Origin of the sequence: Arthrobacter globiformis, assembly GCF_030818015.1 — a bacterium.
Classification (GTDB): Bacteria; Actinomycetota; Actinomycetes; order Actinomycetales; family Micrococcaceae; genus Arthrobacter; species Arthrobacter globiformis_C.
The window spans coordinates 100,988-113,743 of record NZ_JAUSZX010000003.1 but is presented as its reverse complement, the minus strand read 5'-3'; the positions used below and the strand labels follow the sequence as shown (position 1 = coordinate 113,743).

The 12,756-nt window shown below is 63.5% G+C and carries 12 protein-coding genes and 1 pseudogene; 12 read left to right on the top strand and 1 reads right to left on the bottom strand.

Annotated elements, in window-relative coordinates; genetic code table 11:
- Window position 1 precedes the first annotated feature (1 nt).
- The 8 genes and pseudogenes from QFZ23_RS23550 to QFZ23_RS23520 all read left to right on the top strand — a co-directional run bounded on the left by QFZ23_RS23550 (window position 2) and on the right by QFZ23_RS23520 (window position 8,395).
- Window positions 2-763, top strand: a complete 762-nt coding sequence (locus QFZ23_RS23550; RefSeq protein WP_306927154.1) for a dienelactone hydrolase family protein — start codon at window positions 2-4, stop codon at window positions 761-763.
- Window positions 764-935: 172 nt separating this feature from the next.
- The gene (gene aceB / locus QFZ23_RS23545) at window positions 936-2,534 is read left to right on the top strand and encodes a malate synthase A (RefSeq protein WP_306927153.1); all 1,599 of its coding nucleotides are present in this window, start codon (window positions 936-938) and stop codon (window positions 2,532-2,534) included.
- Between the two features lie 246 nt (window positions 2,535-2,780).
- Window positions 2,781-3,638 carry a fumarylacetoacetate hydrolase family protein gene (locus QFZ23_RS23540; RefSeq protein WP_306927151.1) on the top strand — a complete coding sequence of 286 codons (858 nt, stop codon included), beginning with the start codon at window positions 2,781-2,783 and terminating at the stop codon, window positions 3,636-3,638.
- Window positions 3,639-3,747: 109 nt separating this feature from the next.
- Window positions 3,748-4,695 (top strand): VOC family protein, encoded by a 948-nt coding sequence (locus QFZ23_RS23535; RefSeq protein ID WP_306927150.1) that lies wholly within the window; start codon window positions 3,748-3,750, stop codon window positions 4,693-4,695.
- Window positions 4,696-4,733: 38 nt separating this feature from the next.
- A pseudogene (locus QFZ23_RS23845) lies at window positions 4,734-4,961 on the top strand (YciI family protein); the annotation flags it as partial.
- A gap of 24 nt (window positions 4,962-4,985) precedes the next feature.
- A complete protein-coding gene (gene mhpA, locus QFZ23_RS23530; protein WP_373427959.1) occupies window positions 4,986-6,608 on the top strand; it encodes a bifunctional 3-(3-hydroxy-phenyl)propionate/3-hydroxycinnamic acid hydroxylase MhpA in 1,623 nt (540 codons plus the stop codon).
- Window positions 6,605-7,021 carry a nuclear transport factor 2 family protein gene (locus QFZ23_RS23525; protein WP_306927147.1) on the top strand — a complete coding sequence of 139 codons (417 nt, stop codon included), beginning with the start codon at window positions 6,605-6,607 and terminating at the stop codon, window positions 7,019-7,021. Before mhpA ends, QFZ23_RS23525 begins: the two co-directional genes overlap by 4 nt.
- Before the next feature lie 96 nt (window positions 7,022-7,117).
- Window positions 7,118-8,395 (top strand): MFS transporter, encoded by a 1,278-nt coding sequence (locus tag QFZ23_RS23520; protein ID WP_306927145.1) that lies wholly within the window; start codon window positions 7,118-7,120, stop codon window positions 8,393-8,395.
- 123 nt (window positions 8,396-8,518) lie between these two features.
- On the opposite strand, the gene QFZ23_RS23515 is transcribed toward QFZ23_RS23520, so the two are convergent.
- On the bottom strand, window positions 8,519-9,217 hold the full coding sequence (locus tag QFZ23_RS23515; RefSeq protein WP_306927143.1) for a FadR/GntR family transcriptional regulator: 699 nt from the start codon (window positions 9,215-9,217) through the stop codon (window positions 8,519-8,521).
- A gap of 437 nt (window positions 9,218-9,654) precedes the next feature.
- Here QFZ23_RS23515 and QFZ23_RS23510 point away from each other — a divergent pair, with 437 nt between their 5' ends.
- The 4 genes from QFZ23_RS23510 (at window position 9,655) to QFZ23_RS23495 (ending at window position 12,750) form a co-directional block, all read left to right on the top strand.
- Window positions 9,655-9,972, top strand: a complete 318-nt coding sequence (locus QFZ23_RS23510; protein ID WP_306927142.1) for a hypothetical protein — start codon at window positions 9,655-9,657, stop codon at window positions 9,970-9,972.
- 85 nt (window positions 9,973-10,057) lie between these two features.
- Window positions 10,058-10,789, top strand: coding sequence for a CoA transferase subunit A (locus QFZ23_RS23505; protein ID WP_306927140.1), 732 nt, complete (start codon window positions 10,058-10,060; stop codon window positions 10,787-10,789).
- Window positions 10,790-10,819: 30 nt separating this feature from the next.
- On the top strand, window positions 10,820-11,581 hold the full coding sequence (locus QFZ23_RS23500; RefSeq protein ID WP_306927138.1) for a CoA transferase subunit B: 762 nt from the start codon (window positions 10,820-10,822) through the stop codon (window positions 11,579-11,581).
- Window positions 11,578-12,750 carry an acetyl-CoA C-acyltransferase gene (locus QFZ23_RS23495; protein ID WP_306927137.1) on the top strand — a complete coding sequence of 391 codons (1,173 nt, stop codon included), beginning with the start codon at window positions 11,578-11,580 and terminating at the stop codon, window positions 12,748-12,750. Before QFZ23_RS23500 ends, QFZ23_RS23495 begins: the two co-directional genes overlap by 4 nt.
- Window positions 12,751-12,756: the final 6 nt, after the last annotated feature.

Here is a 12,756-nt window from a genome sequence, read left to right as displayed (position 1 = left end):
AATGCCAACGAGCAGATACATCAACCTCACGGCACAGGACGGCCACCAGTTCCGTGCCTTCCTTGCCGCTCCGGATACGGGCGGGCCCTTTCCCTGCCTCATCCTTCTGCATGAAATTTTCGGCATCAATACCTACATGCGCACGATGGCCCGCGAGTTTGCCGACGCCGGATTCCTCGCCATCGTCCCTGACCTTTTCGCCAGGCAAGAATTGGACGTGGACCTCCACCACGAGGGCGAAGACTTCGACAAGGCCCTGAAACTCAGGGACGGACTCGATGTCACCATGGCGCTGACGGACATATCGGCTGCCATCGTCTGGGCACGGGCCGCTGCTGCAGGAAACAGTGCCGTCGGGACCCTGGGTTACTGTCTGGGCGGCGGCCTCGCCTTCCTTGCCGCCGTCACCCAGCCCGTCGATTGCGCTGTGAGCTACTACGCCGTAGGTCTCCAGGAACGAGTCGGCCTCGGCAGGCACCTGGACGTGCCGCTGTTGCTGCATTTCGCCGAGAACGACCATTACTGTCCACCGGAGGCCAGGCAAGCAATCAGTACCGTCCTCACCGGTGTCCCGGACGTGGAGATGTATCTGTACCAAGGCGCTGGACACGCGTTCGCCACCTACGGACGCGACACTTTCCGTCTCCAACCAACGCAGGTCGCGTGGGCGAGAACCATTGACTTCCTGCACAAATGGCTGCCGACACATGAGGGGCCGGGCGACGGTTCCTCGACCATACCGGCGGATACCGCCTCCTGCTAACGCCAGACGGCTCTTCCGATCTGAACACAAGCAACCGAAGGCAGTGAGCTGCCACCAGGGACGTTTTGCCCGCCGTCCCCGCCTTACGCCCAACCATTACTTGCGAGGCGGGCGGTCAACATCCGACCGCATTCAACCGGGCTGCCTGAATCAGCCCTGGAAAGGACCCACAATGGCTATCACAGTCACAGACCCCCGGCCGATCGAGCGTGCGGAGGAGATTCTCACCCCGAAGGCCCTCGCGTTCGTGGAGGAGCTCCACAAGCGCTTCGCCGGCCGGCGCGGCGAGCTGCTCGCGGCGCGGAAAGCCAAGCGCGAGGAGGTGGCCCGGAGCGGCAGCCTGGATTTCCTGCCGGAGACCAAGAACGTGCGCGACGGCGACTGGAAGGTTGCGCCGGCACCGGCGGCGCTGCAGGACCGCCGGGTTGAGATGACCGGGCCGGCTTCGCCGGCCAAGATGGCCATCAACGCCCTGAACTCCGGCGCCAAGGTGTGGCTCGCAGACCTTGAGGACGCCAGCACGCCCACATGGGGCAACGTCATCGACGCCATCCTCAACCTCCGCGATGCCGCCACGGGAACGCTGAGCTACACCTCCCCCGAGGGCAAGGAATACCGGCTCCGCACCGACGCCCCGCTGGCCGTTGTGGTGGCCCGCCCGCGCGGCTGGCACATGGAGGAGCGGCACCTCCTGCTCGACGGCGAACCCGCCGTCGGCGCGCTGGTGGACTTCGGCCTGCACTTCTTCCACATCGCCAAGCAGCTGGTGCTCAACGGCCACGGCCCCTACTACTACCTGCCGAAGATGGAGAGCCACCTCGAGGCCCGGCTGTGGAACGACGTGTTCGCCTTCGCCCAGGACTTCCTCGGCCTCGGCCAGGGCACCATCCGCGCCACCGTCCTGATCGAGACCATCCCCGCCGCGTTCGAGATGGACGAGATCCTCTACGAGCTGCGGGACCACGCCTCGGGCCTGAACGCCGGCCGCTGGGACTACCTGTTCAGCATCATCAAGTACTTCCGCGACGCCGGTGCCAGCTTCGTGCTGCCGGACCGCGCCACCGTGGCCATGACGGCGCCGTTCATGCGTGCCTACACGGAACTGCTGGTGAAGACCTGCCACCACCGGGGTGCCTTCGCGATGGGCGGCATGGCTGCGGTCATCCCCAACCGGCGCGAACCCGAGGTCACCGCGCAGGCCTTCGAGAAGGTCCGCGCGGACAAGACCCGCGAGGCGAACGACGGTTTCGACGGCTCGTGGGTGGCCCACCCGGACCTCGTGCCCGTGTGCCAGGAGGTCTTCGATTCCGTGCTCGGCGACCGGCCCAACCAGCTGGACAAGCAGCGCCCGGAGGTCTCGGTCACGGCCGGGCAGCTTTTGGACATCGCCTCCGCGGAAGGCCAGGTCACGGAAGCCGGCCTGCGCCTGAACCTCTACGTTGCGGTGGCCTACACCGCCGTCTGGATCTCCGGCAACGGCGCGGTGGCCATGCACAACCTGATGGAGGATGCCGCCACGGCGGAAATCTCCCGTTCGCAGGTCTGGCAGCAGATCCGCAACGAGGTGGTCCTCGCGGACACCGGCAACAAGGTCACCCGCGAACTGGTCACCCGGATCCTGGCCGAGGAAACCGAAAAGCTGCGCGGCGAGGTGGGCGAGGAAGCGTTCGCCCGCTACTACCAGCCTGCCAGCAGCCTGATCGGCGACATCTGCCTGTCGGAGGGCTACACGGACTTCCTCACCACCCCCGCCTACGAACTGGTGGGCTGAGGGCTCGAAGGCGTAGTGACTTGAGCCAAGGCAGTCGGAGGCAGCCCTCCCTGCTGCCCCGAGACGGCGGCGACGAATCCCCTATCCGATTAGGCGGCATACAGCCCCACCGGCAATGATCATGATCATTATCCCGAATCACTTGACATGCGATCTCGATCACATCTAGACTCATCGTAATGATCATGATGAATAGGAAGTAGGCGTCCTCTCATCACCCTCCATTCACATCCACGAGGAGTTTTTGTGCGTATTGCCAACGTTGATAACCGAGCTGTTTTGCTGGTTTCTGATGAGGCTGGTCTTGATGTTGAGGCTGCCAGCGGGGGCCGGTTCGGTCCGGGGCTGGCGGGTGTTTATGAGCGGTGGGAGGAGTTCCGGGCCTGGGCCGGAACTCTGGCTGACACCCCTGCCGACGTGTCGTTTGACCGGTCGTGGCTGGGCTCGCCGTCTCCGGCGCCGCGTCAGGTGTTCGCGATTGGTTTGAACTACTCGGAGCACGCGAAGGAGTCGGGGTTCGCGCAGCCGGACACCCTCCCGCCGGTGTTTACGAAGTTCCCCACCTGCATCACCGGCCCGGACACGACCGTGGTCATCCCTGAGGGTGGGAACGTGGACTGGGAAGTGGAGCTCGTGGCGGTGATCGGCAAGGAAGCCCGGAACGTTCCCGCGGCGGACGCCTGGGACCATGTGGCAGGCCTGTCGATTGGTCAGGACATTTCCGAGCGGGTCTCCCAGCTCCGTGGCCCGGCACCGCAGTTCGGGCTGGGCAAGTCCTTCCCGGGCTTCGGCCCTGTCGGACCCTGGCTGGTCACCCCGGACGAGTTCTCGAACCCCGACGACCTGGAACTCAGCTGCAGCCTGGATGGTGAAGAACTCCAGAAAGGCCGCACCTCGGAGCTGATCTTTTCCGTCCCGGCCCTGATCGAGGGGTTGTCCGCAACGGTGACCCTGCTGCCGGGGGACATCATCTTCACCGGCACCCCTGCCGGGGTCGGCGTGGGCCGGAGTCCGAAGCGTTTCATCCAGCCCGGAGAAACCTTGGTCTCCCGGATCGAGGGCATCGGCGAAATGACACAGACATTCGTCTCGGCCGGCAACTGAACCATCCCCTGGCTGCCCGGGCCGGTAACAACCCGGGCAGCCAGCCCACCCCCCTCTGGCGGGGCGGGCACCAACATCAAACTTTTCACGGATACAAAGGAGTAACCCCTTGTCACTGCATCGCCTGACCCGCGTCGTGATGGGCGTACCGAATGTCCCCGAAACGGCCGCTTACTACGAAGAGTTCGGCCTTGACCCGCTCGGGAATAACTCGTTCGGGACCCGTGACGGCGGCGAACAACTCAAAATCGTCCACGCCCCCACCCGGCGCCTGGTCGAACTGGGCGTCGGCGCCGACAACGACGATGACGTCGCCAAAGTCACCTCTCAGATGACCCGCCTGGGCGTGCCGATCAACCACAACGGAACCGAACTCCTCGCCCAGGAACCAGTGTCAGGGTTCACCGCCCGGATCCACGTCGCCCCCCGGATCGCGCAGGACCCCACCCCGGCGACCCCCTACAACGGCCCCGGCCGGATCGACCGCTTCGGCCGCGCCCCCGGCGTCGTCAGGGACTACGCGATCAAGCCCCGCAAACTCGGGCACACCGTGATCGGCACCGTGAACCTGGAAGCGACCATGCGGTTCTTCACCGAAGGCATCGGCTTCAAAGTCAGCGACTACATCTCCGATAAGGGCGCGTTCATGCGCTGCTCGGTGGACCACCACAACGTCCTTGCCCTCGCCGCCCCGGTGAACTTCCTGCACCACACCTCCTGGCAGGTCGACGACATCGACGATGTCGGACGCGGCGCCAAAGCGATGCTCGAAAACAACCCCGAACGCCACATCTGGGGCCTGGGCCGCCACCACGCCGGATCCAACTTCTTCTGGTACCTCAAAGACCCCGCCGGGAACTTCTCCGAGTACTACTCCGACATGGACTGCATCCCCGAAGACGAAATCTGGACCCCCGAAACCTTCGAAGGCGCCCAAGGACTCTTCAACTGGGGACCCCCACCTCCCCCATCCTTCCTCGAACCCGACGACCTCGCCGCCCTCATGACCGGCACCCACGCACCCACCGCCCTGGGACTCCACACCCAACCGGTCTAAAACGCGGCCCAAGACAAAGGTGCCTGAAAGGCTTTCCCATGTTTGTTATCAACATCAGCTACACCGCGCCGGCGGATGTCGTCGCTGAACACCGCGGAGCGCACATTGAATGGCTCCAGACCGCGGTCGATGCCGGAGTGATCGCTGCCGCGGGCAGCAAGATGACCCGTGACGGCGGCGTGCTGCTCTCCCTCGTCCAGGAGAGGGAGTACCTCGAGGCGGAAATGGCCAAAGATCCCTACGCCGCTGCCCGCGTTGCCTCCTACCAGTTGACGGAAGTCAACGTGCCCATGGTTGCCGGAGGACTGGAACAACTGAAAAGCCCCGCAGAAGAGAACTTCGACGTGGTCATCGCAGGTTATGGACCAGTCGGCCGCGTGCTCGCCCTGCAACTTGGACGCCGCGGCCACCGCGTCGCGGTGGTCGAGCGGCAGCTTGTAAGTTACCCGCTGCCGCGGGCTGTCCACTTCGATGATGAAATCGCCCGGCTCTTGCAGTCGCTCGATGCTTCCCCCGAGCAGATGCCCCACGCGGTCGAGGCCTATGACGATCAGTATGAATGGCGCAACGCCGCGGGTGAGGCTCTGCTGCAACTGGAATGGCGCGGCGGCGGGCGGTCAGGCTGGAACACCAGCTACTTCTTCCACCAGCCCAGCGTTGAGGCGTTCCTCCACGACAAGGTGTCCGCCCTGGGATCCGTCACGTTGCTGCGCGGCTGGGAAGCTGAGTCCCGGCATGAAACCGAGGAGCAGATCACCCTTCATGTGCGCAACGCTGACGGGGAGCGGCGGTCGCTGACCGGCAAGTACCTGGTCGGGGCTGACGGCGCCAACAGCAAAGTCCGCCAGTGGATGGGGACCACCATGACGGACCTTGGTTACTTTCACGACTGGCTGGTCGTGGACCTGCTGCCCAAGGAACCGATGCACGTTGAACCGCCGGCTCTGCAAATCTGTGATCCCCTCCGGCCCACCACCCTTGTACCGGGAGGCCCGGGACGGCGTCGGTTCGAATTCCTGCGGCTGGAGGGCGAAACCAAGGAAGAATTCAGCAGCGAGGCAAACGTCTGGGAGCTTCTCAAGCCCTGGGGTGTAAGCCCCGATACAGCAGATATTGAACGCCGCGCGCTCTACACCTTCCAGGCACGCTGGTGCGATTCCTGGCGCAAGGGACGGATGCTTCTTGCCGGAGATTCAGCCCACCTGATGCCACCCTTCGCCGGCCAGGGAATGAGTTCAGGGCTCCGCGATGCAGCAAACCTGGAATGGAAACTCGATCTGGTCCTCACGGACCGCGCCGACGAGTCCATTCTGGACTCCTATGGAACCGAACGCGCGGAGCACGTCAGGCACTTCATCGAACGCTCGATGCAACTCGGAGAGATCATCTGCCTGACCGATCCGGCAGATGCGGCCAGACGCGACGAGAAAATGACCGGAGACATCGCAGCCGGCGTCAGCATGCCGGCCCACCCCGCACCCCGCCTGGGTGACGGACTGCACCGGTACGATCACTCCGGCGGAACCCTATCCATCCAGGCTGCCGTCCGGGGAGCTGACAATGAGGGACTCTTCGACGACGTCTACGGCCCGGGTGGAATCCTCCTGCTGCGAAAGGAAGGGCTAAGGAACGAACTGCCCGACGACCTCCACGCCGCGCTGCAAGCGACAGGCATCCGGATCATAGCCCTGGGAACGGTGCCGGCGGCGGACACAGCCGTCGACGTCAGCGGCGCCTACTCAGCCTGGCTCGACGAAATAGTGGCCGACGCCGTCCTCATCCGCCCCGATTTCTATGTCTACGGCACTGCCGTAGCAGGGGAAATCCCGGAGCTGGTCCAGGAGTTCCTGGGCGATCTGCAACCAACGAAAGCCGCCGACGCACGGCCCGCGCTTTCCGGCTCAAGCCGGTGACACAGGTCCCCCTCTCGGCCGCGGGCACCCTGCCCGCAGCCGAGCACCGGCACCTCATCGAAAATGCGCTGGCACTCTACTGCCTGGCCATGGATGAACACGATGCCACGGCAGCCGGGCACCTGCTCACCGACGCGCAGCTGCACTTCAAAGACCAGCCCCTGCAAACCGGCGCAGACGCCATAGCGGGCTTCTATGCCGGAGCCTTCACAAACCCAGCCCCAACCCGGCACCTCATCACCAACCTGCTCACTCAGACCGACGGCCCGGACATTACGTATCGGGCCACTTATCAACGATGGTCACTGGCCGGAACCCACCCAGCCTGCCAAGCCATCGGCGAATACCGGGGACGGTTTACCCCAACCCCCGAACGCTTGAAATGGACTGAACACCGCATACTGCAGGCCTAGCTCTTCCCTCATCTACTCCCGCGGTAACACTTCAGCCCCATCCCCCACCCTGTTGACCCCTCGAGCACAACGTAGTGCCCAAAAAAGGACATAGCAATGAAACAAGAAGTCCAAACCACACCGACCGCACAACCACGCAGCGCCGGACCGTTTCTTTCAGACAAAGCCGTCATCGCCATCTGCATGCTCGTCACGGTGATGGAAGGCTATAACCTGATCGTCTTCGGCTCCGTAGTTCCCCTGCTGCTGACCGACCCATCCCTGCACATGGACGAACAGACGACCGGCCTCGTCGGCGGCATCGTCTACGCCGGTGCACTGATTGGCGTCCTGAGCGGAACCGCCCTTGCCGACCGCTACGGCCGGCACCGGATCATGGCGCTGGCCGCCGCAGTGTTCACGCTCGGATCAGCCCTGGCAGCACTGGCCCCCACGCCCGAATTCCTCGGCCTTGCACGGCTCATCACCGGCATCGGCGTCGGCGGAGCGGTCACCACGGCTATGACGCTGGCACGGAACCACGCACCCAAGCAGCGCGGAAGCCTGGTCATCACGATCACGATGGCAGGCGTCCCGCTCGGGGGAACCCTGGCCGCCCTCTTCGGGATCTTCCTCATGCCCTTGCTGGGTTGGAGGTCAATGTTCTGGCTCGGCGCCGGCCTGACGCTGGTCATTCTGGCCGTGCTCATGTCCTGCCGCATCAGCGAACCGGCCGAAGTCCGTGACACCGCACTGTCTCCGGGACAAAAGTTCGCCGCCCTTTTCCGGGGCCGCGGCTGGGTCCTTGTTCTGTTCGTCGCAGCCGCCGCCGTCACGAACATGGTGACCTGGCTTGGCCTGAACGTATGGCTTGCCGAGTCCATGAAAACACTCGGGTTCAGCCTTACGGAGGCGCTCATCTTCGCATTCACCCTCACAGGCGCCGCGGTCATGGGATCCTGGTTCACAGCCACAGCAGCTGACAAGGTCGGACCTGCAGTCATCGGCGTCATCTGCGCCGCCCTGACCCTCGCCGGGCTTCTCGGCATCCTTCTTGGACCGGTATCCATGGCCTTCGCACTGGTCTGCGTGGCGCTGATGGGCATCGGCGGCCACTCCACCCAAAACCTGATCAATGCCACAGCCTCAACTGCCGTGGCCCCGCACTCCCGCGGCACGATTCTCGGCCTGACGAACTCGATGGCTTTCATCGGGTCCTTCCTCGGACCCGTTCTTGGCGGTACGGCCTTCGCCTCCGGCGGTCCGGCGGGTATCTTCACGCTGTACGCGGCCACTGCCGTCCTGTGCCTGGTCCTGTGCGCGGGCCTGTATGTCTCCCACAGATCAGCCCGGGCAACCGAGCCCGAGAATATCCCGGCTCCTGCGCTGCCATAGACCTGCCGCATACCAGGGGCCCTGGCCGCTTCTGCCATGCGTCTACCCGACGTCGGGCAGGAGCGGCCGGGCCATCAGGTCGCGGACACAGTGAGTGCCTGCCGCATCACCAGGCACTCACTGTTATTCAGTACCGGTGAGCACTGCATCCTTTGGTGAGGCCGCCGGCTGGACGCCGGTGTTGTTATGGATGTGCATGATCTGCATCGCGGTTTCCCGGTCGCGGTTTTCCATAGCGTCGGCCATCCGCTCGTAGAGCTCGAACCTCTCTTCCAAAAGCCCCGGCAAGGGGTGGTCCGCCGGCGCCCGCAGCGTAACGGCGTGCCGCTCCAGTATCTCCAGCAGCCCCAAAAAGACCGTCCGCAGCATAGAGTTCGGGGAAATGCTGGCTACCAAGGCCTGGAAACGCCAGTTCCCATGCAGGAACGCGGCAATGTCTCCGTCTGCCATCGCCTGTTTCATCGCCTTGACTTCCTCCCGCATGGCCAGGACGTCAGCCGCTGAAGAGTACATTAAGGCATCTTCGATGACCAAAGGATCCAACACGTTGCGCATCCTGAGCGCGTCGGCCACGATGTGCTCACTGTCATCCATGGCCAGCATCTGGTTGCCCAGCCTGACCAGAGGGGTTTGCTGCGCGGCAAATATTCCTCCACCCGGGCCGCGCCGCAGGGCAACGATGCCCCGGGCCTGCGCAATCTTCAACGCCTCATTGAAAGTCCCCACGGAAACAGAACAACGCTGCCGGACCTCGTCCTTACTTCCAAGACGCCCGTCCGGACCGGCGGCCGCGGCCAACTCGGCGATAAGGTTAGCCGCCATTTCGGCCCTGTTCGTCGGAGCGGCCCGAAGGGGGTCATCTGGAGAAGGCGCCGAACTCCGCAGTTCATGCCCGGGAAGCGCCGCAGGGGGTGCCGCTGTTGTCCGCATGAGTTCCTCCTAAAGTGAACAATTCATCATGATCATCTTATCCATCCTTGACAATGAGAACCACCTCACATAATCATAATAATGATCATGCTTTATTCTGGTAGTTCTGAACACGAGAAGAGGAATCCCTGATATGTGTCTCCGGAACGAGGTCGCCACCGCAGGTTCACGGGCCGGCAATCGGCCCGGGCTTGAGGAGCGCAGCAGGACATGGCTGCCCTTTCCAGCACCACCGGGAAAGCGGCAAATCGGCGATGTGCATGCCGGTGTGGGATCCAGTGCACCAGGAAGGGGAGCCTCTGAGTGTCCAGGTTTGAGCGCCCTGCCAAATGAGCCCTCTGCCGCAAGCGTCCTCAATCCGTGCCGCGGGTGTTCACGTGCTGATACCTGAGGTCCTGATTAGCGCGGACGCACTGATCAGGCTCCGTGGCAATCCGTTTCTGGAATGGGAACGGCTGCGCGGTGCCGAAGTGGATGTGTATCTGGGATCTGAATTTGTTCGAAGGGCAACAGTTGACGCAGTCACCGATGACGGCAACATTCTCTGGTTGGCCGCTGAAGGCCCATTCAGCCGGACGCTCATCGACAAAGCCCAAGGATATGAAGTCTGGCTTGCTCCGAGCCATCTCCTAGCCGGAGTGGCATGAAACCCTCCACACCGTACTAGCTCAGCTACGTCCAAATCCCCCGCGAATGGCGCAGCTGACAACACACAACAACAAAGGAAATGCGATGTCCAAACTTAAATCCGACGCGGCCGCCGCCTTGACCGAGGTGCTCAGGGACGGGATCACCCTTGCGGTGGGCGGGTTCGGGCTGAGCGGCATACCGGCCGACCTGATTGAGGCCGTGCGGGATTCCGGCGCGAAGGACCTGACCGTCGTCTCCAACAACATGGGGGTTGATGGCAAAGGCCTGGGCATCCTGATCGAAGCAGGGCAGGTCCGTAAGGTGATCGCCTCCTACGTCGGTGAGAACAAGCTGTTCGCCGAGCAGTACCTGGCCGGGGTCCTTGAGGTGGAGTTCACGCCGCAGGGAACGCTGGCCGAGCGGCTGCGCGCCGGTGGGGCGGGCATTCCGGCGTTCTACACCAAGACAGGCGTTGGCACCCTGGTTGCGGAAGGCAAGCCGCACGAGGTCTTTGACCGTGAAACGTACATCCAGGAGCGCGCCATCGTCGCCGACGTCGCCCTCGTACACGCCCACACGGCTGATACCGATGGCAACTTGATCTACCGGTATACCGCACGGAACTTCAATCCGGTGGTCGCCACCGCGGGTCGACTCACCGTCGCGGAGGCTGAGGTGGTTGTGGAACCGGGCGAACTGGATCCCAACCACATCGTTACCCCGGGGGTCTTTGTGCAGCGACTGGTGCAGGCCACCGCCCGTGTCAAGGACGTTGAGCAGCGCACCGTCCGGCCGCGCACCGAATCTCTCAGCACCGAGGCCCTGGCCGTCTGAGGCCTCACACACTTACGAAGGAGAAACCCCATGGCGTGGACCAGGGATGAAATGGCTGCGATCGCGGCCGAAGAACTGAATGACGGCGATTACGTGAACCTGGGCATCGGCATCCCCACGCTGGTGGCCAACAACCTGCCCAACGGCGTCCGAGTCGTTTTGCAGAGTGAAAACGGTCTCCTGGGTATGGGGCCATTCCCCTACGAGGGTGAGGAGGACGCCGACCTCATCAACGCCGGCAAGCAAACCGTCACCGTCCTGCCCGGCGGCAGTATCTTCGACTCCGCCACCTCCTTCGGCATGATCCGCGGCGGGCACGTCAAAGTCGCCATACTGGGCGCCATGCAGGTCTCCGGCCACGGCGACCTCGCCAACTGGACCATCCCCGGCAAGATGGTCAAAGGCATGGGCGGCGCCATGGACCTCGTCGCCGGCACCCCGCGCGTCGTGGTCCTCACCGAACACAACGCCAAAGACGGCTCAGCCAAGATCGTCCGCGAATGCACCCTGCCCCTGACCGGGCTGAACTGCGTGGACCGGATCGTCAGTGAGCTCGCAGTCTTCGACCTGGTGAAGAAGGACGACGGCCGCCGGCGGCTCACGCTGACCCGCCTGGCCCCGGGTGCGAGTCTCGCTGACATTCACGATAAAACCGAAGCGGAATTCGATATATCCCTGAACGTACCGGGGCCCAGCCACCCGGACATCCGCGAATTTACCGGTTTTCCCATTACTGCGCACCCTGGGCTGAATGCGGAGTCCCCGAAAGCTTCTGAGGCGGTACAAGCATGAGTGTGTTGATAGCGGGCTATGCCCGGACTCCCTTTTCGAGGTTCAACGGACGGTTCGCTTCCGTGCCGGCAACGGCACTGGGCGCGCATGCGATCAGTGCGGCACTAAGTCGCGCCGGTGTGCAAGCGACGGACGTGCAGTATGTTTTTGCTGGACAAGTTCTCCAGGGCGGAGCTGGCCAGAACCCGGCCCGGCAGTCATCGGTGACCGCGGGCGTCCCGATGTCCGTACCGGCCATAACGCTGAATGCAGTGTGCTTGTCTGGAATGGAGGCAGTGGTCTCGGGTGCCCGTATGATTTCCGCAGGTGAGGCAGATGTAGTTATGGCTTTGGGACAGGAATCCATGTCCTTGGCGCCTCATGTCTTCCAAGCGCGTGCCGGGAACAGGTACGGCTCCATGCAGGCTCTGGACACGCTCGAGTACGACGGGCTAACAGACGCATTCGAACAGCGCTCGATGGGCGTGTCCACGGAAGAGGGAAACAGCGAATATGCCCTTGACAGGCCAAGCCAGGACGCCTGGGCTGCAGCATCCCACCAAAAAGCCGAAACCTACGCGGACTTCCTCGCCGAGGAAATCGAGCCGTTCAAGCTGGTCTCGGGTAAGGGCACTACAGTCATCACCGACGATGACGGGGTACGTCGGGGAACAACAGAAGAGTCCTTGGCTCCACTTCGCCCGGCCTTTGGCGGTGCAGGAAGCATCACTGCCGGAAACTCGTCCCAGATAACGGACGGTGCTGCTGCTCTGGTGCTGGTCAGTGATTCCGCAGCTGAACGCCTGAACCTTTCACCCCTCGCCGTCATCGAGTCGCATGCTTTCGTAGCAGGTCCTGATGTGCGTCTGCACGACCAGCCGGCCAACGCGATCACGGCTGCTCTCGCCCGGATGCACGCAGACGTTGAGGACCTCGCAGCCGTCGAGATCAATGAAGCCTTCGCCGCCGTGGCAATCAGATCGGTTCGGAAACTCGGTATCAGTCCTGACATCGTTAATACCCGGGGCGGGGCCGTCGCACTCGGCCATCCCATCGGCGCTTCAGGTGCCCGGATTGTTGGCACGCTGGCGCGGCAGTTGGCCGAGCTGGGACCAGGACAACTTGGAGCGGCCGGCATATGTGGGGGCGGCGGACAAGGATCCGCCGTCATCCTCAGAGCGTCTAGCTAGGACAAG